The 22,380-nt window shown below is 67.9% G+C and carries 17 protein-coding genes; 11 read left to right on the top strand and 6 right to left on the bottom strand.

Features of this window, described 5'->3' with window-relative positions; all coding sequences use genetic code 11:
* Positions 1 to 61: 61 nt before the first annotated feature.
* The 4 genes from ABD017_RS16445 to ABD017_RS16430 form a co-directional block, all read right to left on the bottom strand.
* Positions 62 to 1,432: a DUF697 domain-containing protein gene (locus ABD017_RS16445; RefSeq protein ID WP_343883899.1), complete on the bottom strand. Its 1,371-nt coding sequence runs from the start codon at positions 1,430 to 1,432 to the stop codon at positions 62 to 64.
* A gap of 12 nt (positions 1,433 to 1,444) precedes the next feature.
* Positions 1,445 to 1,990, bottom strand: a complete 546-nt coding sequence (locus tag ABD017_RS16440) for a YceI family protein (protein WP_343883898.1) — start codon at positions 1,988 to 1,990, stop codon at positions 1,445 to 1,447.
* Positions 1,987 to 2,568: a cytochrome b gene (locus ABD017_RS16435; protein WP_343883897.1), complete on the bottom strand. Its 582-nt coding sequence runs from the start codon at positions 2,566 to 2,568 to the stop codon at positions 1,987 to 1,989. Before ABD017_RS16435 ends, ABD017_RS16440 begins: the two co-directional genes overlap by 4 nt.
* Before the next feature lie 192 nt (positions 2,569 to 2,760).
* A complete protein-coding gene (locus tag ABD017_RS16430) occupies positions 2,761 to 4,230 on the bottom strand; it encodes a GTPase (RefSeq protein ID WP_343883896.1) in 1,470 nt (489 codons plus the stop codon).
* Positions 4,231 to 4,321: 91 nt separating this feature from the next.
* Here ABD017_RS16430 and ABD017_RS16425 point away from each other — a divergent pair, with 91 nt between their 5' ends.
* Positions 4,322 to 7,918, top strand: a complete 3,597-nt coding sequence (locus tag ABD017_RS16425; protein ID WP_343883895.1) for a hybrid sensor histidine kinase/response regulator — start codon at positions 4,322 to 4,324, stop codon at positions 7,916 to 7,918.
* A gap of 13 nt (positions 7,919 to 7,931) precedes the next feature.
* On the opposite strand, the gene ABD017_RS16420 is transcribed toward ABD017_RS16425, so the two are convergent.
* On the bottom strand, positions 7,932 to 8,351 hold the full coding sequence (locus ABD017_RS16420; RefSeq protein ID WP_343883894.1) for a DNA polymerase III subunit chi: 420 nt from the start codon (positions 8,349 to 8,351) through the stop codon (positions 7,932 to 7,934).
* Between the two features lie 82 nt (positions 8,352 to 8,433).
* Positions 8,434 to 9,921: a leucyl aminopeptidase gene (locus ABD017_RS16415; protein ID WP_343883893.1), complete on the bottom strand. Its 1,488-nt coding sequence runs from the start codon at positions 9,919 to 9,921 to the stop codon at positions 8,434 to 8,436.
* Positions 9,922 to 10,018: 97 nt separating this feature from the next.
* Here ABD017_RS16415 and lptF point away from each other — a divergent pair, with 97 nt between their 5' ends.
* The 10 genes from lptF to tssH all read left to right on the top strand — a co-directional run bounded on the left by lptF (position 10,019) and on the right by tssH (position 22,354).
* On the top strand, positions 10,019 to 11,134 hold the full coding sequence (lptF, locus tag ABD017_RS16410) for an LPS export ABC transporter permease LptF (protein WP_343883892.1): 1,116 nt from the start codon (positions 10,019 to 10,021) through the stop codon (positions 11,132 to 11,134).
* Positions 11,131 to 12,222, top strand: coding sequence for an LPS export ABC transporter permease LptG (gene lptG, locus ABD017_RS16405; RefSeq protein WP_343883891.1), 1,092 nt, complete (start codon positions 11,131 to 11,133; stop codon positions 12,220 to 12,222). Before lptF ends, lptG begins: the two co-directional genes overlap by 4 nt.
* Before the next feature lie 383 nt (positions 12,223 to 12,605).
* Positions 12,606 to 13,118 carry a type VI secretion system contractile sheath small subunit gene (gene tssB / locus ABD017_RS16400; RefSeq protein ID WP_343883890.1) on the top strand — a complete coding sequence of 171 codons (513 nt, stop codon included), beginning with the start codon at positions 12,606 to 12,608 and terminating at the stop codon, positions 13,116 to 13,118.
* A 4-nt stretch (positions 13,119 to 13,122) separates the two neighbouring features.
* Positions 13,123 to 14,616, top strand: a complete 1,494-nt coding sequence (gene tssC / locus ABD017_RS16395) for a type VI secretion system contractile sheath large subunit (RefSeq protein WP_343883889.1) — start codon at positions 13,123 to 13,125, stop codon at positions 14,614 to 14,616.
* A 119-nt stretch (positions 14,617 to 14,735) separates the two neighbouring features.
* On the top strand, positions 14,736 to 15,236 hold the full coding sequence (locus tag ABD017_RS16390) for an Hcp family type VI secretion system effector (RefSeq protein ID WP_343883888.1): 501 nt from the start codon (positions 14,736 to 14,738) through the stop codon (positions 15,234 to 15,236).
* 80 nt (positions 15,237 to 15,316) lie between these two features.
* On the top strand, positions 15,317 to 16,114 hold the full coding sequence (locus ABD017_RS16385) for a type VI secretion system accessory protein TagJ (protein WP_343883887.1): 798 nt from the start codon (positions 15,317 to 15,319) through the stop codon (positions 16,112 to 16,114).
* A gap of 16 nt (positions 16,115 to 16,130) precedes the next feature.
* Positions 16,131 to 16,634 (top strand): type VI secretion system baseplate subunit TssE, encoded by a 504-nt coding sequence (gene tssE, locus ABD017_RS16380; protein WP_343883886.1) that lies wholly within the window; start codon positions 16,131 to 16,133, stop codon positions 16,632 to 16,634.
* A gap of 5 nt (positions 16,635 to 16,639) precedes the next feature.
* Positions 16,640 to 18,523: a type VI secretion system baseplate subunit TssF gene (gene tssF, locus ABD017_RS16375; RefSeq protein ID WP_343883885.1), complete on the top strand. Its 1,884-nt coding sequence runs from the start codon at positions 16,640 to 16,642 to the stop codon at positions 18,521 to 18,523.
* Positions 18,487 to 19,509 (top strand): type VI secretion system baseplate subunit TssG, encoded by a 1,023-nt coding sequence (tssG, locus tag ABD017_RS16370; RefSeq protein ID WP_343883884.1) that lies wholly within the window; start codon positions 18,487 to 18,489, stop codon positions 19,507 to 19,509. The genes tssF and tssG overlap by 37 nt, the downstream gene beginning before the upstream one ends.
* 97 nt (positions 19,510 to 19,606) lie before the next feature.
* Positions 19,607 to 22,354: a type VI secretion system ATPase TssH gene (gene tssH, locus ABD017_RS16365; protein ID WP_343883883.1), complete on the top strand. Its 2,748-nt coding sequence runs from the start codon at positions 19,607 to 19,609 to the stop codon at positions 22,352 to 22,354.
* Positions 22,355 to 22,380 lie beyond the last annotated feature (26 nt).

The following is a 22,380-nucleotide window of genomic DNA, read 5'->3' as shown; positions in this document are numbered from 1 at the left end:
GTGCGTGGTCGCGACTGAAGTCGCTCCTACAGGTAACGCGACCCCGATCCGTTGCCAGTGCTCATCCGCGCGTCGGCCGCGACTTCAGCCGCTTCAGGATTTCCCCGCGCGCCTCGCGCAGGATCGAGTCGCGATCCAGGCTGGCCACGATGTCGGCGACGGCGCGCTTGGCGCCGGCTTCGCCCCAGGATTTGCCGCCGACCAGATAGCGTTCGGCGGCGCGGCCGATCAGCACCGTGGCGTACCAGCCCAGCGCGCCCTGCGCGGCAGCGGTGACGAACACCGACAAGCCGGCGCTGATGCCCTTGAGCGCGGACGCGACCAGCTGCATGCCCCAGATCGCGCCCATCAAGGCGGCCAGCTGCGCCGAGATCACCGCCACCAGGCGACCGGATTCGGCGCGCGTCAGCGGCAGGCCGTAGAGGCGCGAGAGCTGCACCACCATCGCCGCATCCAGCCCCGCGGCGGCCAGCAGGTCGGCCACCGGAACCGGGTTCAACGCCACCGCCACGCCCTTGGCCAGGCAGTAATGGCGAATCAGCCGGGTGGCGACCTGCTGCCGGGTTTGCGCGATGCGCGCGCTCACCTGGTCGGTGAGCCGGCCCGCGTACAGGCCGGCGTTGATCGCCGAAAGCGTCTTGCCCTCATGCGCGGCGATCGCCAGCAGGCGTTCGCGCAGCGCGGCCACGTCGGGTGCCGGCGCACGCTCGCGCACGGTTTCCCTGTCTTGCGCATCCACGTCGACTACGCGTTGCGCCGCCGGCAGCGCGGCCACGGCCAGCACATCGTGCGGGCGAACCAGGCCGGCCACGCGCTGGCGCAGGTGATCGAGCAGGCTGGCCAGTTCGTCGGCGCCGTAGCGGTCGGCCTTGTTCAGCGCCAGCAGCAGCGGGCGCTGGGTGGCGGCAAGATTCTTCAGTGCGTCCAGCTCCTGCCGGGTGAGGTCGCCATCGCAGACGAATACCACCAGGTCGCTGATCTCGGCCACGTCGAAGGCCAGGCGCTCGCGCGCTTCGCCATCGAGTTCGTTGATGCCCGGCGTGTCGATCAGCACCAGGCCGTCGTGCTGCGCCTCGTCCAGCGGGGCATGGCCGGCTTCGGTAGTGGTGCCGTGCAAGACGCCCACCGGAAATGCGTGGCGGCCCAGCAGCGCATTGCCCAGCGCCGACTTGCCCGCCGACACGCGACCGAACACGGCGACGTGCAGTTCGCCGCGTTCCAGCTTGGCCAGCATGCTTTCGATGCGGCCGAAATCCGCGGCCAGCTCGCTGCGCACCGCGGCGGGAATGGTGGGGTCGTCCAGCAGGCTGCGCAGGCTGTCGGCCACGCGTGACGAACCGCCGGAGGTGCGCGCTTGCGGCACCGCGCCCGGATCGCGCGGCGCCGAATGCACGAGTCCGCGCAGGCGCCGCCACAAGCTGTCGATAGCCAACGCCGTGCGCCGTTATTTCGCGGTCAGTTGCAGGTGTGCGGTGACCTTCACGTCGGCGCCGATCACCGACGTATCGGCGTACTCGCCGCCGCCCACGCCGAAATCGAGCCGATGCACCACGCCATCCACATCCAGCGTGGCGCCCTGGGCGGCCGGCTGGAACGTCACCTCAAGGCTTACCGGTTTGGTCACGCCGCGCAGGGTGAGCTTGCCGTCGGCGATGACCTTCGCGCCGCTGCGGCGAAAACCGGTGGTGACGAAACGGGCGGTGGGGAATGTCGCCACGTCGAAGAAATCGCTGCCGGGCAGGGCGCTGTCGCGGTCGCTGTCGCCGGTCTTCACGCTGGCCAGGGTCACCGTGACATCGAACGCCGCATGGGCCAGGTCGGCGGGGTCGTAGCGGATCGCCGCCGTCCACGCGTCGAAATGGCCGTTGAAGGTTTCGCCCTGGAACGTGCCCGTGAAACCCAGCGTGCTGGCGCCCGGCTGCACGGCGTAATCGGTGGCGGCGGCAAGGCCGGGCAAGGCCAGCGCCAACAGCAGGACAAGGCGTTTCATCGGCGGTCTCCTTTGACGGGTGGAAGCGCGCGCAGGCGGCCGAATGGCAGCATCCGGCGCAGCACGTTGTCGTTGTCGAACACGTGGTGTTTCAGTGCGGCGCCCACATGCGCCACCAGCACCAGCAGCAGGAACCAGAACAGGTATTCGTGCACGCCGTGGGCGAAGTGGCGCAGCGTGTCGTCCTTCGGCACCAGCGCGGGCAGGTTGAACTGCTTGAACCATTGCAGCGGCTTGCCGGTGACCGAGTTGAACCACCAGCCGCTGAGCGGTATCGCCACGATCAACGCGTACAGCAACGCGTGCACCGCGCGGGCCGACCACTGCTGCCAGCGCGGCGCCGGCATTTCGCGCGGCCGGCCATCGAAACTTCGCCACAGCAGCCGCAGCAGCGCCAGCGCCAGCACGGTGAGGCCGATCGACTTGTGCAGCGCCAGCCAGTTGATCTTCTGCATCGGCGAGCGGGAAAGATCCATCAGCAGGCCGAACACGCCGTTGCCCAGGATCGCCAGCGCGATCGTCCAGTGGAAAGCCTTGGCGATCGCACCCCATCGATCGGTGTTGCTGCGCAGTTTCATGGGATGTCCTGCAGGCGGGAATGAATGGTCGAAGTCTGGCCGATAGGTGGCGATGGTGCCAGCGGCGGGAGCGAAACGCTGTGTTCTTCAGCAGCGGCCGCTTGTAGGAGCGACTTCAGTCGCGACGCTCTTTCTTCGGAGCCCAGAGCAGAAGCGTCGCGACTGAAGTCGCTCCTACGGACCAGGCACAGGCTAGGGACGCGGCGGTTCGCGTTCGCGCACGGCATCGAGGGTGAGTGTGGCCAGTTGGCGCAACCGTGGGCCGTCGGCGTCGGTGAGTAGGGCCTTCAGGCGGGCGCCGGCGTCGTCCTGGTCGAGGGTGTGGCGTTCGGCCAGCGAGGCGGACAGGGCGCGGCCCATCGCATCGAAGATCAGCGCGTAGGCAAAGGCGTGCAGCACGCCGCCGCCCAGCGTGCCAAGGCCGGGGAATGCCTTCAGCGCGTTGCCGGCCACGGCCAGCACGATCGAGCTGCCGGTGCGCACGGTGAGCCGGGCCTGGCGTACGAAATCCTCGATCTGCAGCTCGCTGACAGGCACCTCGTGCAATTGCGCCAGCGCGCGGACGAGGCCGGTGGCGAGCACGCCCTGGATCACCAGGTCGCTGCCCGGCGCCACTGCGGCCAGCGCACCGACCACGGCGCGCCCGGCGTACTTGCGCACGATGCGCTCGGCTTCCTCGGCGCGGCTTTGCGTTTCCAGTGCCCCGGTGCGCTGGTGCAGGCCCGCCAGCACGGCGTTTTCGCGCAGGCCCTCCAGGCTACCGGCGCCGGCCGCGGTGAGCCGCGCGAGGGCGCGCAGCAGCGGCTCGATCTGCGGTTGCCGCTGGCGCTCGACGGTTTCCGTGCGGCCGTCGGCCAGTGTGCGCTGGAAACGTTCACTGCCGCCGGCGCTGATCGCCAGCACCGCACTGGCGATGCCGCGCGACACCTGACGCAGGTGGGCCAGCAACTGCTCGCGCTCGGCGGTGCTCCATTGGTCGGCCTTGTTCAGCACCAGCAGCAGCGGCTTGCCGAAATCGGCCAGCCAGCGCAGCTCGTCGGCCTGCTGGCGGTTGAGATCGCCGGCGCACAGATAGACCACCGCATGCGCGCGCAGCGCTTCCTCGCGGGCCAGGGCTTCGTGCGCTTCGCCGCCGGCCTCGCGGCTGCCAGGCACGTCGGCGAGCACCAGCGTGCGTCCGTCGGGCAGGCGGCCGTCGTGGTGGCGCACCTCGCGGGTGGTGCCGCCGCGCACGTCGCTGGCGGCGATCGCCTGCGGCGCCAACGCGCGCATCAGGCTGGATTTGCCGGTGGAGATTTCGCCGAACAGTGCCACGTAGACGCGCTCGCTGGCGCGGCGGCGATCGAGCTCGGCCAGCTCGCTGCCCAGTGCGCCGGTGTCGGCGCCGCGCTGGCGCAATTGATCGATCCGTTGCTCCAGGCTGGCGCGATCGGGCGCGGGCGGGGGTCGGCGCCGGCGTCGCGGCCGCAGCAGCCACCACAGCACGGACAGGCCGGCGGCGGCGAAGATCGCCAGCGCGCCGCCCAGCGTCCATTGCAGCGCCGCGGGCAGCGCCAGGAAACGTTGCGCCAGCGCCAGCGCGCGCTCGGCCGCGGCGAACAGCAGCCACAGCAGCGCCGCCAGGGCCAATGCGGTGAGCAGAAGTCGGAAGCGTCGGGGCATGCGGGCATTCTAGTCGGCCTTCGCCCGTTACACGGTCGGCGCTCGCCGCATGCGACCGCTTTTGGCATGATGGCCGCCGGGGAGGACATCCATGTCGGCAATGTTCCTGCGACACGCAGCGCGTGCGGCCGCCTTGCTGGCGCTTGCCGCGGGCGGCGCGCAGGCGGCCCCGGCATCCGCACCGCACACCCCCGCCACCGCCGCATCGCACGCCAGCCCCCTGCCCACGCCGCAGTTTCGTCGCTATGGCGTGGCCGACGGGCTGCCCAGCGGGCCGGTGTATTCGGTGGCCCAGGACCGCAACGGCTTGATGTGGTTTGGCTCGGCGGCCGGCCTGGTGCGTTACGACGGCGTCGGCTTCAAGACCTTCCGGCACTCGGACGCCGACCCGGCATCGTTGCCGGCGAACGCCACCTACGCCTTGTTCGTGGATTGCGAAAACCGGATCTGGGCCGGCGGCATTTCCAGCGGGCTGATCTCCTACGACCAGCGGAGCGGTCGCTTCCACCAGTGGCAGCACGACGCGGCCAAACCGCACAGCCTTTCCAGCAACGAGGTGTGGAGCATCGCCGAAACCACCGACGGCACGCTGTGGGTGGCCACCGACGACGGCCTCGACCGGATGCGGCCCGATGGCACCGGCTTCGATCATCTTGCGCTGGACAGCGCGGGCGAAAAGGCGCCGTCGTTCGGCCAGACCCGCGCCTTGCTGGCCGATGCGAACGGCATGTTGTGGATCGGCGCCAGGCGCGGCCTTTACCTGCGCCACGGCGACGGCACGGTGGCGCGGGTGCCGATCGATCCGGCGTTCGAAGGCGACGTGGGCACGGTGTGGCACATCGACGGCGGTCATGGCGAGGTGCGGGTGGCGGTCACCGGCGGATTGCTGATCATCGGCGCCGACGGCGTGGCGCGTCCGGTGGCGAACGCGCAACTGGCGTCGCGGCGCGTCCCCAGCAGCACGCGCGATGCGCAGGGCCGGCTGTGGATCGGCACCGTGGACGGCCTGCTGCTGGATGCCGGCGATGGCAAGCTGCAGACGATTCCCGGCCAGCCGCTGCTGCCGGGCGGCCTGCCGGGCAGCAAGATCTGGCAGACCACGCTCGATCACGAGGGCGGCCTGTGGATCACCTTCGAGCAGTCCAGCGTGGCCTACCTGCCGCCGGGCTGGAACGGTTTTGCCCGCTTCACCCACGTGCCGGACGATCCGGCCAGCCTGTCCAACATCGCGGCATCGGCGATCCTGCAGGCGCGCGACGGCCAGTTGTGGGTGGGCGGCGAGAACGGCTGGGTGGACAAGCTGGACGCCACCACCGGCAAGGTCCAGCACGTGGTGCGCGGCGTGCGCGGCCAGATCGTGTGGCTGGCGGAGGATTCGCGCGGGAGGTTGTGGATCGCCAGCCCGGGCGAGCTGCACCTGTTCGACCACGGCACGCTGAAACCGATCGACATCGTCCGGGTGGGAATGACCCGGCCGGTGATGCTCTGCGCCGCGCCCGACGACCGGATCTACGTGGCCTCGTGGGGCGAGGGTCTGTTCGTGATCGACCCGCGCAGCGACGCGATAGCGCCGGTCCCGCTGGAGGACCCCACCGATGAGGCGCAGTACGTCGACCAGCTCGCCTGCGACGCCGATGGCCCGTGGTACGCCAGCGCAGACGGGTTGCGGCGCTGGAACCCGGCGCAGCGGCAGATGGCGCTGATCGCCGCGGTGCCGCGGCGGGAAATCCTCACCTTCGCGCGCGATGCCGACGGCCTCTGGCTGGCGACGCGCCGCAGCCTCGACCATTACCGCTACGCCGATGGCAAGGCCCGCCACGACGACAGCATCGACATCAGCGCGCAGCCGTTCGCGTCGGTGCTCACCGATCTGCGCATCGACCGGGGTGGCCATTTGTGGATATTCGCCAACCCCGGCCTGTGGCAACTGCGCACGGACACCCGGCAGCTGAAATCCTTCGGCCCGGCGCAGGGGTTGACCAACGCCGATTTCAGCAGCGGCGCCGTGGCCACCGCGTCGAACGGCATGGTATTCGCCGCCAACGGTGGTGGCGTGGTGGCGTTCCAGCCGGCGCGCTTTCCGGCCTCGACGCCCGCCGGCTCTCCGCCGCCGGTGATCCTGGCCGGCCTCAGCGTGCAGCGCGATGGCGCGGTCGAGCCGTTGCCGCGCGACAGCACCGCGGTGTCGCTGCACTGGCGCGACCGCGACCTGCGCGTGGAAATGCGGGTGGCCTCCTACGTCAACCCGGACGCCAACCGTTACCGCTTCCGGTTGACCGGGTTCGATACCGGCTGGGTGGACGTGGACCATCGGGGCGAACGTGATTTTGCCGGCCTGCCGGCGGGCGACTACACGCTCGAGGCGATGGCCGCCGGCCCGAACGGCGTCTGGGGCCATCGGGCCACGCCGCTGCGCATCCACGTGCAGGCGCCGCCCTGGGCACGCGGCTGGGCGTGGGCGATCTACGTGGCGGTGCTGGCGCTGGTGGGTGGCCTGGGCCTGCGCGCATGGCGCAACCGCATGGCCCAGCGCTACCGGTTGCAGCTCATCGAGCAGCAGCGCGAGCTGGCCGAGCAGGCCAGCGCGGCCAAGACGCAGTTCCTGGCCACGCTCAGCCACGAGATCCGCACGCCGATGACCGGCGTGATGGGCATGGCGGAGCTGCTGTTGAGCACGCCGCTCAACGCGCAGCAGCACGAATATGCGCAGGCGATGCAGCGCTCCGGCGGCATGTTGCTGAAGCTGCTCAACGATGCGCTGGACCTGGCCCGCATCGAGGCGGGCCGGCTGGAGCTGGAGCTGGCGCCGTTCGACCCGCGCCAGCTCGTCACCGACGTGGCGCAACTGGAGCAGGGGCTGGCGCTGGCCAAGGGCCTGCGGTTCGTGTTGCAGGTGGATGACGACCTGCCCGAGCGGGTGATCGGCGACGCGGTGCGGGTCAAGCAGATCCTGCTCAACCTGGCCAACAACGCGTTGAAATTCACCCAGCGCGGCAGCGTGACGGTGCGGGCGCAACGTGCGGCCGATGGCCTGCTTTTCAGCGTCAGCGACACCGGCCCGGGCATTCCCGAGGCCAGCCAGGCGCGCCTGTTCGAACGGTTCGAGCAGGAAGCGGGCCCGCAGCGGCGCGCCGGCAGCGGGCTGGGCCTGGCCATCTGCCGCGAACTGGCCGACATGATGGGCGGCAGTATCGAGGTCGAATCACGGATGGCGCACGGCAGCGTGTTCCGCGTGCGCCTGCCGCTGCCCGAACCGCCGCCAGCGGCGTCGGTCACGCCGGTCGGCGGCGATCGTGCGCGCCGCATCCTGCTGGTGGAAGACGACGCCATCGTGGCGGCCGTGTTGCGCGGATTGCTGGAGCAGCAAGGGCACCAGGTCTGCCACGTGGACAACGGCCTGGCGGCGTTGGCCGAGCTGCCGCATTCGCGCTTCGACGTGGTGCTGCTGGACCTGGACCTGCCCGGCGTGGACGGTTTCCAGATCGCGCGGCTGATCCGCCAGCGCGAGGGCGATGGCCGGCGCCTCCCGATCGTGCCGGTGACCGCACGCTCCAGCAGCGAGGACGAGGCGCTGGCACGCGCCGCCGGCATGGACGGCTTCCTGCGCAAGCCGGTGACCGGCGAACAACTGGCCGCGGCGCTGATCTGCTACGCCAATATCGACCTCGAGGAAGTCGAGCCCGGCTGAGGGGCCGGGCGGCCTACATGTCGAACTTGCGCACCTCGAAGCCGCGCCGCTGATATTCCTTCCAGCGTGCACGCGAGCCCTCGCGCGCGGACGGATCGGCGCTCACCACCTCCAGCACCCGCTCGTAGTTGCCGGGCGCGCAGGCGTCGCGCAGGTTCAGCACCAGCGGCCGATCGGCGGTTTCCATGCCCAGCGGCACGATCAGCACCGCGGTGGTGGCATCGTCCTCGTCGCCGGCCAGCTGATGCGGGATGAAACTGTCCTCGTCGAACGACCACAGCAACTCGTCCACCGCCTCGGCCTGGGCGAAATCACGGGTGAGGATCAGCAGCGGCTGCTGTGCGGCAAACGCCTTCCTGGCCAGCTCGCACACCAGCAGCAGCGGCTGCTCGCGGAAGCGTGGTTTGGCGATCAGGTAGAAATCGGCGCGCATGGTTTAGAGCCGGGATTGGGGATTGGGGATTGGGGATTCGGTAGAGTGCGGGCTTCGGCTGTTGCCAATCCCGAATCCCCAATCACGAATCCCGGTCGACAAGCCACTGCGCCAGCAACGCCACCGGACGGCCGGTGGCCAGGCCCTTGCGGCCTTCGTCCCAGGCGGTGCCGGCGATGTCCAGGTGGGCCCAGCGCTGGCCTTCGGTGAAGCGCGACAGGAAGCAGCCGGCGGTGACGGCGCCGGCGCTCTTGCCGCCGATGTTGGCGACGTCGGCGAAGCCGGAATCGAGCTGGCTTTGGTAGTCGTCCCACAGCGGCAACCGCCAGGCGCGGTCGAGCGTTTCCTCGCCGGCGGCCAGCAGTTCCGCGGCCAGGTCATCGTGCTTGCTCATCAGGCCGCTGGCGTGCTTGCCCAGCGCCACCACGCAGGCGCCGGTGAGCGTGGCTGCATCGACCATCGCCTGCGGCTTGAACTGCCGCGCGGTCCAGGTCAGCGCATCGCAGAGGATCAGCCGGCCCTCGGCATCGGTGTTGAGCACTTCGATGGTGAGGCCGGAAAGGCTGGTGAGCACGTCGCTGGGGCGGTAGCTGTCGCCGCCGGGCATGTTCTCCACGCTGGGCACCACGCAGACCAGGTTGATCTTCAGCCCCATCTTCACCGCGGCCACGAACGCGCCCAGCACGCCGGCGGCGCCGCCCATGTCGAACTTCATTTCCTCCATGCCGGCGCCGGGTTTCAGGCTGATGCCGCCGGAGTCGAAGGTGACGCCCTTGCCGACCAGCGCGTAGGGCGGGTCGGCCTCGTTGCCGCCCTTGTATTCCAGCGCGATCAACCGCGGCTTGTTGGCCGAGCCGCGTGCCACCGCCAGCAGCGAGCCGAAGCCCTGCTTTTCCATCTCGGCTTCATCGAGCACGGTACAGGTGACTTGCGCGTGGGCATCGGCAAACGCCTGCGCCTGCGCGGCGATATGGGTGGGGTTGCAGATGTTCGGCGGCAGGTTGGCCAGGTCGCGGGCGAAGCGCACACCCTCGGCGATGGCGCGCGCCTGATCCAGCCCGGCCTGGGCGTCGTCGCCGGCGGCGAAGGTGATCGTGGCCAGCTTCGGCAGCGCGTTCTTGTCGCGCGGCGTGACCGTGGCGGTGTAGCGGTAGGCGGCGTGGTCGGCCGCCAGCGCCGCGATGCGCACGCGCCAGGCGCTGTCGCGGCCGGGCACGTCCACTTCGGTGAGATACGACACCGCGTCGGCAACGGGCGATTTCGCCAGTGCGCGCACCGCGTCGACGCAGGCCTTGCGCAAGCGCGCGCCATCGAACGATTTCTGCGCGCCCAGGCCCACCACCAGCACGCGCCTGGCGGTGACGCCCGCGGGCGCGAAAAGCATCACGCAGCTGCCGGCCTTGCCGCTGATGTCGCCGCTTTCCAGCTGGCGCTTGATCGCGCCTGCCGCGGCCGCATCGATGCGCGCGGCGGCGTCGGTGAGCACGCCCTGCTCGTGGACGCCCACGATCACGCAGTCGCTGTCGACGGTTTCGGGCGCGGCCGCGCCAAGGCTGAACTGCACTGTCATCGGAAGATTCCTGCGTGGGCCCGGCGCGGCCGGACAGGCTAAACTCGCGGTTTGCCGGCCGGTCTGGGCACGGCTGGAGAGCGGGTTAGTCTATCGCATGCTGAGCATCCTCGACCGCTATTTCCTGCGTGAACTGGCGCAAACCGTGGCCGCGACCGTGGTGGTATTGCTGGTGATCGTGGCCGGCAGCGCGTTCGCCCGCGTGCTGCAGCAAGTGGCCGGCGGCAGCTTTCCCGCCAGCGTGATGTTCCAGGTGCTGGGGTTGCGCACGCTCGACGGGCTCACCAACATGTTGCCGCTGGCCAGCTTCATCGGCGTGCTGATGGGCCTGGGCCGGATGTACCGCGAAAGCGAGATGCACGTGCTGGCTTCGTCGGGCATGGGCGCGGGCGGCTTGCTGAAACCGGTGCTGCTGCTGAGCGGCGTGCTGGTGGCGATCACCGCCGTGGTGTCGCTGTGGCTGGGGCCGTGGGCGGTGCGCACCAGCGACATGATGGTGGCCGCCGCCAACCGTTCGGTGATCGCGGTGGGGCTGGACGCGGGCCGCTTCACCGATCTGCCGGGCAAGGGCGGCATCATCTTCGTCGAGAGCCTGAGCCGCGACGGCAGCCGGCTGGGGCGCACCTTCGTGGCCACCCAGCGCGACAGCGATGGCCAGCCGCACATCAAGCTGATCAGCGCGGACAGCGGCCGGCTGTACCAGGAAAGCGACGGCGGCAATCGCTTCATCGCCTTCGAGAAGGGCTGGCAGTACGACATCCCGCTGGGCACGGACGACTGGCGCAGCATGCATTACGCGCGCAACGACACCGCGCTTTCGGACGTGCAGGGCGACGAGGACGACGATCCGGTACACGCGCTGGACAGCTGGACGCTTGCCCGCACCGACGCCCCCGACGCGCGCGCCGAATTCGCCTGGCGCTCCAACGCGCCGGTGCTGACCCTGGTGCTGTTGCTGCTGGCGGTGCCGCTGTCGCGGCAGAATCCGCGCGAACCGCGCTACGGCCGGCTGCTGCTGGCGGTGATCATCTTCTACTTGTACTACCTGCTGCTGGCGATGGGGCGGGCGCAGATCGGCAAGGGCCATTGGCACAATCAGGCACCGTTGTGGGGGCTGCATCTGCTGGTGGTGCTGTTCGCCGCGTGGTTGCTGTGGAAGCAGTACAGCCCGCGCAAGACCGCCACCTTGCGACCGGCCGCGGGCAACGCATGAGCACGTTCACGATCAAGCGCGTCGACCGGCTGGTGGGCATGAGCGTGCTCGGCTCGCTGCTGATGGTGTGGCTGGTGCTGACCGGCTTCGATGCCATGACCCAGCTGGTGCGCCAGCTGCACAACGTGGGCAAGAACGGCTACACGCTCGACAACGCCATCGTCTACGTGCTGGTGACCTTTCCGCGCCGCGCCTACGAGATGTTCGGCAACGCGGCCCTGATCGGCGGTCTGCTGGGCCTGGGCGGGCTGGCGTCCACCGGTGAGCTGACGGCGCTGCGGGCGGCGGGCATGTCGCGCCTGCGCATCGCCGCGTCCGCCGCCGGCGTGGTCGCGGTGCTGATCGTCGGCGTGGTGGTGCTGGGCGAAACGGCCGCACCGTGGGGCGACCAGCAGGCGCAGGCGATGCAGCTGCGGCTGAAGGCCGGCAACCTCGGCATGGCGACCAACAGCGGCCTGTGGGCACGCGACGGCAACAACATCATCAATGCCAAGGCGGCCATGCTGAGCGCCCGCGGCACCGTGCAACTGGCGGACGTGCGCGTGTTCACCATGGCCGACGACGGCCAGCTGCGCCGCTTCGACTGGGCGCGCACCGCCGAACACGAAGGTCGCCAATGGATGCTGCATGACGTGCGCAGCAGCGTGCTGGACGCGCAGGGCGTGCACACGAGCAGGAGCGACAGCCAGCCATGGCAGTCCAGCCTCGACCCGCAGGTGCTGGCGCAGAACATGATCCAGCCGCAATACCTGTCGATGCGCGACCTGCTCAGCAACATGGCCTACAAGGAGCGCAACGGCGAAAGCCCGGGCAGCTACGCGGTGGCGTTCTGGGGCCGCGCCCTGTATCCGCTCAACGTGCTGGTGCTGGTGCTGTGCGCGATGCCGTTCGCGTTCGGCACCTTGCGTTCCGGCGGCCTGGGCAAGCGCATGTTCGTGGGCATGCTGCTGGCCATCGGCTGGTATTTCCTGCAGCAGGCGCTGGTCAACTTCGGCACGGTCTACGGCGTGCCCGCGCTGCCGGCCAATCTTCTGCCGGCGATCGTGCTGGCGCTGGGCGCCTGGTTCTATTTCCGCCGCAGCGCCTGATCACACCGCGCTCAAGCGCCTGAAAAATAAGATGATTTTCGGGGACGCGCACCTTGCGGCGGCCGCTTGCGCGGTTTTCGTTCATGAATGTAAGCTAAACGAGTCGTTGGGGAGTTGACGGGATATTCGTCCCGTCCGCGCAGTAGCAGGTGGAGCGACATTTTTGCGTGAAGCCGCTCTCTTGCGGCACGTTCCGCGGTCGCCAACGGCGGTTTTGCGGTACGGACGTGATGCAGACGCATACGAACGAGGGGATATCGGGGTGCTGGCACGTAGAGAGTGTGGTCGCGGACGCATGGCGCCGCGCCGCAGGTCCATGCGCCCGAATGCCGGAAACCCCGCGCCCAGCAACAAGTTGCCCTTCCTCCGAGGAGACATAAAGCATGGCCAAGCAGAGTAGTCAGAAGTTCATCGCCAGAAACAGGGCGCCGCGCGTGCAGATCGAGTACGACGTCGAGGTCTACGGCGCGCAGAAGAAAGTCCAGGTGCCGTTCGTGATGGGCGTGATGTCGGACCTGTCCGGCGTCAACAACAGCGAGCTGCCGTCGATCGAGGAGCGCAAGGCACTGGAGATCGACGTCGACAATTTCGACAACCGCCTGCAGTCGATGAAGCCGCGCGTCTCCTTCGCCGTGCCCAACACGCTGACCGGCGAGGGCAACCTCAACGTGGACATCACCTTCGAGAGCATGGACGACTTCTCGCCCGCCGCCGTGGCCCGCAAGGTCGCCCCCGTGGCCAAGCTGCTGGAGGCACGCACCCAGCTGGCCAACCTCGGCACCTACATGGACGGCAAGGCCGGCGCCGAGAAGCTGATCGCCCAGGCCATCAACGACCCCGCACTGCTGCAATCGCTGGTATCGGCGGCCAAGCCTGCCGACACGGACGGAGAGTAAACACATGGCAACCGAAACACAGGCCGAACAGGGCGGCGCCACCGCAACCCTCGAAGCGGGCGACTTCGCCGCGCTGCTGAGCAAGGAGTTCAAACCCAAGAGCGAGCGCGCCAAGGAGGAAGTCGAATCCGCCGTGCGCACGCTGGCCGAGCAGGTGCTGAACAAGGCCGACATCGTTTCCGACGACGTCACCCAGACCATCAACGCCTATATCGCCGAGATCGACCGCAAGCTCAGCGAGCAGATCAACCAGATCATGCATCACGCCGATTTCCAGAAGCTGGAAAGCGCCTGGCGAGGCCTGCATCACCTGGTCAACAACACCGAGACCGACCAGCAGCTGAAGATCCGCGTGATGAACATCTCCAAGAAGGAGCTGGGCAAGACGCTGAAGCGCTACAAGGGCACCGCGTGGGACCAGAGCCCGATCTTCAAGAAGATGTACGAAGAAGAATATGGCCAGCTCGGCGGCGAGCCGTACGGCTGCCTGGTCGGCGACTACTACTTCGACCACAGCCCGCCCGACGTGGAACTGCTCAGCGGCATTGCCCAGGTGGCGGCCGCGGCGCATGCGCCGTTCATCGCGGCGGCCAACTCGACGCTGATGGGCATGGACAGCTGGAACGAATTGTCCAACCCGCGCGACCTGGCCAAGGTGTTCTCCACGCCCGACTACGCCGCGTGGCGTTCGCTGCGCGAATCGGAGGATTCCAAGTACCTGGCCCTGGCCATGCCGCGCACGCTGTCGCGCCTGCCCTACGGCGCGGCCACCAACCCGGTCGAGGAGTTCAACTTCGAGGAGGACACCGCCGGCGCCGACTCGGCCAAGTACACCTGGCAGAACGCGGCGTACGCGATGGCCGTCAACATCAACCGCTCGTTCAAGGCCTACGGCTGGTGCTCGCGCATCCGCGGCATCGAGTCCGGCGGCGCAGTGGAAGGCCTGCCGGCGCATACCTTCCCCACCGACGACGGCGGCGTGGACATGAAGTGCCCCACCGAGATCGCGATCACCGATCGCCGCTCGGCCGAGCTGGACAAGATGGGCCTGATGCCGCTGGTGCATCGCAAGAACTCCGACATGGCCGCCTTCATCAGTGCGCAGTCGCTGAACAAGCCGGAGGAGTACGACGATCCGGACGCCACCGCCAACGCCGCCCTCGGCGCGCGCCTGCCGTACATGTTCGCCTGCTGCCGCTTCGCGCATTACCTGAAGTGCATCGTGCGCGACAAGATCGGTTCGTTCAGCAGCCGCGAGCAGATGCAGAGCTGGCTGACCAATTGGGTCACCAACTACATCGATGGTGACCCGGCCAACTCCAGCGAGGAAACCAAGGCACGCAAGCCGCTGTCGGCGGCCGAGGTGGTGGTGGAGGAAGTGGAAGGCGCGCCGGGGTACTACACCTCGAAGTTCTACCTCAAGCCGCACTACCAGCTTGAGGGCCTGACGGTGTCGCTGCGACTGGTTTCGCGCCTGCCCTCCGCGGCCAAGGCCTGATACCCGGCGTCGAGCCACGGTTCAAATGATGTACCCGCGACAGGAGCATCGATCGCGTCGAGCGCAGGTCTCGGTCGGACGGTAATCCTTTATCAATCAGGAAACAGAGGAGAGGTTTCATGGCTTTTGACATGCACATCAAATTCGCCAAGGGCAAGGTCGAGATCAAGGGCACTTCCACCCATGCCAAGCACAAGGAAGAGATTCCGGTGCTGGCATGGTCGTGGGGTGCCTCCAACTCCGGCAACCTGCACCAGGGCGGTGGCGGCGGTGGCGGCAAGGCGAACGTGCAGGATCTTTCCATCACCAAGTACGTGGACGGCAGCTCCAATGCGCTGCTGAACGCGGTCTGCACCGGCGCCCGCGTCGAGCAGGCGTGGCTGTATGTCACCAATGCCACCGGCGAGCAGACCGACTTCCTCACCCTGGAGCTGAGCGAGGGCGTGCTGATCACCTCGTTGAGCACGGGTGGCAGCGGTGGCGAAGACAAGCTGACCGAAAACATCACGCTGCATTTCGGCAAGTTCAAGTTCATGTACCAGCCGCAGAAGGACGACGGCTCCAAGGATGGCGGTACCAAGGACTTCACCTACGACATGCAGAAGGTCGCGGCGGCCTGATGTACCGCCCTGCTGGCCCGGTTTCGGGCCAGCAGGGTGTTTGTACGGACTTCGTTCTTCCTACCCAGTGGTGATTGATCGTGGATGCAGATCCCCAGAACCTGCTGCAAGCTGGCCGGGTAAACGAGGCATTGCAGCAGCTGACGGCGCAGGTGCGCGGCAAGCCTGCCGATGCCAAGTCCCGCGTGTTCCTGTTCCAGCTGCTCGCCTTGCTGGGCCAATGGGAGCGGGCGCAGAACCAGTTGAAGGTCAGTGGCGAGCTCGACCCCGGCAACACGTTGATGGTCAACGCCTACACCCAGGCGTTGCAGGGCGAGCTGATGCGCGCACAGGTCGTGGAGGGCGAGCGTTCGCCCTCGTTGATAGGTGAACCGGAACAATGGGTGGCGCTGCTGCTGCAGGCGTTCAAGCTGGATGCGCAGGGCAAGCACCAGCAGGCAGCACCGCTGCGTGAGCAGGCGTTCGAGCAGGCGCCGGCCGTGGCCGGCCGTATCGATGACACGCCGTTCGAATGGATCGCCGATGCCGACCCGCGCTTTGGCCCGTGCCTGGAAATCGTCGTCAACGGCAGCTACGCCTGGGTGCCTTTTGCGCGTCTGCAGACACTGAAATTCGAATCGCCCACCGATTTGCGCGACAAGGTATGGGCGCCGGTGCAGATCACCTGGACCAACGGCGGCCAGGCGGTGGGCTTCATTCCTTGCCGATACCCCGGTTCGGAGCAATCGGCCGACAGCGACGCGGTGTTGGCCCGCAAGACCGACTGGCTGAGCCCCGCCGACGACTTCTACGTGGGCTCCGGGCAGCGCATGTTCGCCACCGATGCCGGCGAATACCCCTTGCTGGACGTGCGCACCATTTCCTTCGACAGCGTTTGACCAGGGCGCACGAGCCATGGCCGAACTGACCACCCAGGAGCGACTGCAACCCTCGCTGCTCGATCGGTTGACCGACGACGAGCCGGGCAAGTCCGACGAGAGCCGCGAGAAACGGGTGATCTCGGCCACCCGCTTGCGTGACTGCGTGACGCGGGACATTTCCTGGCTGCTCAACTGCGTGCATCTGGACAACGACGTCGACCTGGCGCTCTATCCGGAGGTTGCCCGGTCGGTGTTGAACTTCGGCATTCCCGACCTTACCGGCATGGTTCTGGCCGGCGTGGACGCCAGTACGCTGCAGCGCCAGATCAAGGACGCCATCGTGGCGTTCGAGCCGCGACTGACCGCCAGCACGCTGAGGGTGACGGTGCAGGCCGATCGCGCGCGCATGGATCACCAGTCGCTCGTGTTCAACATCGAATCGGAAATGTGGGCGCAGCCCATTCCGCTCAATCTCTACCTGAAGACCGAAGTGGACCTGGAAACAGGCACGTTCAACGTATCCGAAAGTTTTGGCTGACTCCGATGGACCCGCGCCTGCTGCGTTACTACAACCGGGAATTGCAGCACGTCCGCGAGATGGGCGGCGAGTTCGCGCGCGAGTATCCGAAGATCGCCGGGCGGCTGGGCATGGAGGGCTTCGAATGCGCCGACCCCTACGTGGAGCGGCTGCTGGAAGGCTTCGCGTTCCTGGCCGCGCGCGTGCAGTTGAAGCTCGATGCGCAGCAGCCGGTGTTCACCCAGCACCTGATGGAGATGATCTATCCGCATTACCTGGCGCCCGTGCCTTCGATGGCGGTGGTGCAGTTGCAGGCGGACCTGAAGGACAGCGCGCTGGCGACCGGGCACGTCGTGCCGCGCGATACGGCCATGCGCAGCCTGATCGGGCGCGACGACCGCACTGCGTGCGAGTACCGCACGGCGCATGACGTCACCCTGTGGCCGCTGCAGATCACCGAAGCGAAGTATTTCGAAACGCCCGCGGCCATCGCCGCGGCGGGCGTGGCCATTCCGTCCGACAAGACCGTTCGGGCCGGCCTGCGGCTGAAGTTCCAGGTCACCGCCGGCGCGCAGGCCAACATGCTGACGCTGGACGAGCTGCCGCTGTTCATCGCCGGCGCCGACGAACTGCCCAAGCGGCTGTACGAGCAACTGCTGGCCAACGCGGTGGGCGTGGTGGTGCGCACGCAAGGCACCAGCGGCCCGATCGAGACGCATCTGGACGCCGCCAGCATCCGCGACAAGGGCTTCGACGACAGCGAGGCGCTGATCCCGTACAGCGGCCGCTCGTTCAGCGGCTACCGCCTGCTGCAGGAATATTTCGCCTGCCCGGAGCGCTTCCTGTTTGCCGTTTTCACCGGCTTGCGCAAGGTGCTGGCGCGTTCGGGCAGCGCCGAGTTCGAGATCGTGGTGCTGTTCGACCGCAGCGTGAGCCGGCTGCACAACGCCGTGGATGCGGGCAATTTCCGCCTGTTCTGCACGCCGGCGATCAACCTGTTCCCGCGCCGCGCCGACCGCATCCACCTGCAGCAGGGCAAGACCGAATACCACGTGCTGGCCGACCGCACGCGGCCGATGGATTTCGAGATCCACAGCGTCAGCAACGTCGAGGGCTTCGGCGATCGGCAGGAGCCCGAGCAGCGCTTCCAGCCGTTCTACGGCGGCGACGAGCGCACCTGGCACAGCGGCAACGCGGCGTTCTACACCGTGCGCCGCGAGCCGCGGCTGCTGTCGTCGCGGCAGAAGCTGCATGGCGCGCGTTCCAGCTATGTGGGCAACGAGATGTTCATCTCGCTGGTGGACGCGGCCGACGCGCCGTACTCCACCCAGTTGCGCCAGATCGGCATGCAGTTGCTGTGCACCAACCGCGACCTGCCGCTGCAGATGCCGGTGGGCAAGTCGCACACCGATTTCACCCTGGACGTGGGTGCGCCGGTGGAGTCGATCCGCTGTGTCGCCGGCCCGACCAAGCCGCGCGCGTCGGTGGCCGTGGGCGAAACCGCCTGGCGGCTGCTGAGCCACCTGCAGCTCAACTACGTCTCGCTGCTGGGCGACGGCCACGAGGACGGCGCCGCCGCGCTGCGCGAGATGCTGACGCTCTACTGCGACGAGTTCGACTCCAGCGCCCGGCGCCAGGTCGAGGGCATCAAGGCGGTCAGCTCGCAGCCGATCGTGCGGCGCATCCCGGTGCCGGGTCCGATCACGTTCGGGCGCGGCCTTGAGATCACGCTCACCTGCGACGACGGCGCCTTCGAAGGCACTGGCGCCTTCCTGCTGGGTTCGGTCATGCAGCACTTTTTCGCGCGCTACGTTTCGGTCAATTCGTTTATCGAAACCGTGCTGCGCACCCTGGAACGCAACGAGGTGGCCCGATGGCCGGTGCGGCTCGGCAAACGACAGACGCTGTAGCGCTGCAGAACGCGCTGCGCGACCGGCCGGAGGACTTCGAATTTTTCGAAGCCATCCGGCGGCTCGAGTGCGCCTATCCGGAGCAGCCGCGCCTGGGCGAATCGACCAAGCCCGCCGAGGACATGGTGCGCCTGTGCCACACGCCGTCGCTGTCGTTCGCGCCGCGCGCCATCGACCGTTTCGAGCCCGGCGGCGAAGGCGCGCCCGCGCGCATGCACGGCCTGTTCTTCGGCTTGTTCGGCCCCAACGCACCGCTGCCGCTGCACCTGACCGAATACGCGCTCGATCGCCAGCACAACGCGAAGGACTCCACCTTCATCGCGTTCGCCGACATCTTCCATCACCGCATGACCAGCCTGTTCTACCGGGCATGGGCCGATGCGCAGCCGACGGTGCAGTTCGACCGGCCGCGGGAGGATCGTTTCCGCTTGTACATGGGCGCACTGGTGGGCCTGGCCACGCCCGGCCTGGAGGGCCGCGATGCGATGCCCGACCAGTACAAGCGTTTCTTCGCCGGGCGGTTGCTGACGCAGACGCGCAATGCCGAAGGCCTGCGCACGCTGCTGGAGCAGTTCTTCCGCATCCCGGTGCGCATCGTGGAATTCGTGGCCGAATGGATGCGCCTGCCGCCGACGGCGCACCTGCGGCTGGGTCGCTCCAGCGAGGTCGCCGGCCTGGGCCTCACCGCGGTGATGGGCGAATACGTATGGGGCGCGCAGCAACGGTTCCGGCTGCGGCTGGGGCCGTTGAACCGCGCGCAGTTCAACAATTTTCTGCCCGGTGGCGAGGCGCTGCGGCAACTGGTGGCGGCGGTGAAAACCTACATCGGCGAAGAGAAAGCGTGGGATGTGCAGTTGGTGCTGAACCGGGACGAGGTGCCGGTGACGCGCCTGGGCCAGGCCGGCAGGTTGGGGTTGAGCACGTGGATGGGTCGACGCCAGCACGATGGCGACGCCGATCAGGTCATCCTCAGGCCGGCAGGGTAACGGCGCGCTGGCGCCATTCGATCAGGAACGGTTCGCGGCCGCCGCCATCGGTGATCGCGGGCCACGATAGCCAATCAAACCAGGGGACAGAAAAATCATGGCGGAAATCAGTCGCAGCGCATTGTTCGGCAAGCTCAACAAGCTGGCGTACCGGGGCATCGAAAGTGCCACCGTGTTCTGCAAGCTGCGCGGCAACCCCTATGTCGAGCTGGTGCACTGGATCCACCAGATCCTGCAGCTGCAGGATTCGGACCTGCACCGCATCATCAAGCAGTTCAACCTCAACCCGTCCAACCTGGCGCGCGATGTCACCGATGCGCTGGACCGGCTGCCGCGCGGTTCGTCGTCGATTTCCGATCTCTCCAGCGACGTGGAGGAGGCGGTCGAACGCGGCTGGGTGTTCGCCACGCTGATGTTCGGCGAGGCCCAGGTGCGCACCGGTTATCTCATGGTGGGCGTCGTGCGCACGCGCCACCTGCGCAACGCGCTGGTGGCCATCTCGGCCGAGTTCGACAAGATCAAGCCCGAAGCGCTGGTGGAGAAGTTCGCCGAGGTGGTCGCCGGCTCGCCCGAGGACGGCCAGAGTGCCAGCGACGGCTTCCGGATGGGCGGGGGCAGCGCGCCGGGCGAGGCCAGCGGTGCGATGTCGCCGGCGCAGATGGGCAAGCAGGAGGCGCTGGCGCAGTTCACCATCGACCTCACCGCGCAGGCGCGCGACGGCAAGATGGATCCGATCGTCGGCCGCGACGACGAGATCCGCCAGCTCGTCGACATCCTGATGCGCCGCCGCCAGAACAACCCGATGCTGGTTGGCGAAGCCGGCGTCGGCAAGACCGCGGTGATCGAGGGCTTCGCCATGCGCATCGCCATCGGCGACGTGCCGCCGCCGCTGAAGGACGTGCAACTGCGCGCACTGGACGTGGGCCTGCTGCAGGCCGGCGCCAGCATGAAGGGCGAGTTCGAGAACCGCCTGAAGCAGGTGATCGAGGAAGTGCAGTCCTCCACCAGGCCGATCATCCTGTTCATCGACGAGGCCCACACCCTGGTCGGCGCCGGCGGCGCGGCCGGCACCGGCGATGCGGCGAACCTGCTCAAGCCCGCGCTGGCCCGCGGCAACCTGCGCACCATCGGCGCCACCACCTGGGCCGAATACAAGAAGCACATCGAGAAGGACCCGGCCCTGACCCGCCGCTTCCAGACCGTGCAGGTCGACGAGCCCAGCGAGGAGAAGGCGATCCTGATGATGCGCGGGGTCGCCAGCGTGATGGAGAAGCACCACAAGGTGCAGATCCTCGACGAGGCGCTGGAAGCCGCCGTCAAGCTGTCGCATCGCTACATCCCGGCGCGCCAGTTGCCGGACAAATCGGTCAGCCTGCTCGATACCGCCTGCGCCCGCGTCGCCATCAGCCAGCATGCCGTGCCGGCCGAGGTGGACGACACCCGCAAGCGCATCCAGGCACTGGAAACCGAGCTGGAGATCATCGCCCGCGAGAAGAACGTCGGCGTCAACGTGACCGCACGCGAAGAGAGCGCCAACGAGAAGCTGGCCGCGCAGAAGGCACGCCTGGAAACGCTGGAGGCGAACTGGATCAGGGAGAAGGAGCTGGTCGAGAAAATCCTCGACATCCGTTCGAAGCTGCGCGGTTCCTCGGCGCCGGTCGAAGGCACCGGCAGCGCGCTGGAAGAGTCGGCCAGCCAGGCCGCGGAAGCCAGCGAGGAGTCCGCAACCGGGGAAGCCGCGCTTGCCGGTGACGAGCGCACCGCCGCGCTGAAGGAACTGCAGGATCTGCAGGGCCAACTGGCCGAGCTGCAGGGCGAACATCCGCTGATCCTCGCCTCGGTCGACCAGCAGGCCGTGGGTTCGGTGGTGTCGGACTGGACCGGCATTCCGGTCGGGCGCATGGTCAAGAGCGAAGTCGAGACCGTGATGAACCTGGCCAAGCTGATGGGCCAGCGGGTCATCGGCCAGGACCACGCGATGGAGATGATCGCCAAGCGCATCCAGACCTCGCGCGCCGGCCTGGTCGATCCGAACAAGCCAATCGGCGTATTCATGCTGGCCGGCACCTCCGGCGTCGGCAAGACCGAGACCGCCCTGGCCCTGGCCGAGGCGCTGTACGGCGGCGAGCAGAACATCATCACCATCAACATGAGCGAATTCCAGGAGGCGCACACCGTCTCCACGCTCAAGGGCGCGCCCCCCGGCTACGTCGGCTACGGCGAGGGCGGCGTGCTCACCGAGGCGGTGCGCCGCAAGCCGTACTCCGTGGTGCTGCTGGACGAGGTGGAAAAGGCCCACCCCGACGTGCACGAGATCTTCTTCCAGGTGTTCGACAAGGGCGTGATGGAAGACGGCGAGGGCCGCCAGATCGACTTCAAGAACACCCTGATCCTGCTCACCACCAACGCCGGCACCGACCTCATCGCCGGCCTGTGCAAGGACCCGGACCTGATGCCCGAGCCCGAAGGCATGGCCAAGGCGCTGCGCGAGCCATTGCTGAAGATCTTCCCGCCCGCCCTGCTGGGACGCCTGGTGACGATCCCGTACTACCCGCTCAGTCCGGAAATGCTCGGCAAGATCGTCAAGCTGCAGATCAACCGCATCAAGAAACGCGTCGAAGCCCGCTACAAGATCCCGTTCGACTACAGCGAGGACGTGGTGAAGCTGGTGGTCGAGCGTTGCACCGAAACGGAATCGGGCGGCCGCATGATCGACGCCATCCTCACCAACTCGATGCTGCCGGACATCTCGCGCGCATTCCTCACGAAGATGATCGCGGGCGAGCAGGTCGCGAAGGTGCAGGTGGCGGTGGAAGACGGTGAATTTTCGTACGGGTTTGCCTGACGCATCGCGTGAACCCGATTGATCCC

The organism is Rhodanobacter caeni (assembly GCF_039523575.1).
GTDB lineage: Bacteria > Pseudomonadota > Gammaproteobacteria > Xanthomonadales > Rhodanobacteraceae > Rhodanobacter > Rhodanobacter caeni.
Note: the sequence above shows the minus strand (reverse complement) of the source record. Positions and strands in the feature narration are given on the sequence as shown.

Bases quoted from the DNA above. Each gene is read 5' to 3' on its own strand.
- ABD017_RS16420 (WP_343883894.1), bottom strand. From the start codon at position 8,351: ATGCGCGCCGATTTCTACCTGATCGCCAAACCACGCTTCCGCGAGCAG.
- ABD017_RS16390 (WP_343883888.1), top strand. From the start codon at position 14,736: ATGGCTTTTGACATGCACATCAAATTCGCCAAGGGCAAGGTCGAGATC.
- lptF (WP_343883892.1), top strand. From the start codon at position 10,019: ATGCTGAGCATCCTCGACCGCTATTTCCTGCGTGAACTGGCGCAAACC.
- tssF (WP_343883885.1), top strand. From the start codon at position 16,640: ATGGACCCGCGCCTGCTGCGTTACTACAACCGGGAATTGCAGCACGTC.
- tssE (WP_343883886.1), top strand. From the start codon at position 16,131: ATGGCCGAACTGACCACCCAGGAGCGACTGCAACCCTCGCTGCTCGAT.
- tssH (WP_343883883.1), top strand. From the start codon at position 19,607: ATGGCGGAAATCAGTCGCAGCGCATTGTTCGGCAAGCTCAACAAGCTG.
- ABD017_RS16425 (WP_343883895.1), top strand. From the start codon at position 4,322: ATGTCGGCAATGTTCCTGCGACACGCAGCGCGTGCGGCCGCCTTGCTG.
- ABD017_RS16415 (WP_343883893.1), bottom strand. From the start codon at position 9,921: ATGACAGTGCAGTTCAGCCTTGGCGCGGCCGCGCCCGAAACCGTCGAC.
- tssG (WP_343883884.1), top strand. From the start codon at position 18,487: ATGGCCGGTGCGGCTCGGCAAACGACAGACGCTGTAGCGCTGCAGAAC.
- ABD017_RS16440 (WP_343883898.1), bottom strand. From the start codon at position 1,990: ATGAAACGCCTTGTCCTGCTGTTGGCGCTGGCCTTGCCCGGCCTTGCC.
- tssB (WP_343883890.1), top strand. From the start codon at position 12,606: ATGGCCAAGCAGAGTAGTCAGAAGTTCATCGCCAGAAACAGGGCGCCG.
- ABD017_RS16435 (WP_343883897.1), bottom strand. From the start codon at position 2,568: ATGAAACTGCGCAGCAACACCGATCGATGGGGTGCGATCGCCAAGGCT.
- tssC (WP_343883889.1), top strand. From the start codon at position 13,123: ATGGCAACCGAAACACAGGCCGAACAGGGCGGCGCCACCGCAACCCTC.
- lptG (WP_343883891.1), top strand. From the start codon at position 11,131: ATGAGCACGTTCACGATCAAGCGCGTCGACCGGCTGGTGGGCATGAGC.
- ABD017_RS16430 (WP_343883896.1), bottom strand. From the start codon at position 4,230: ATGCCCCGACGCTTCCGACTTCTGCTCACCGCATTGGCCCTGGCGGCG.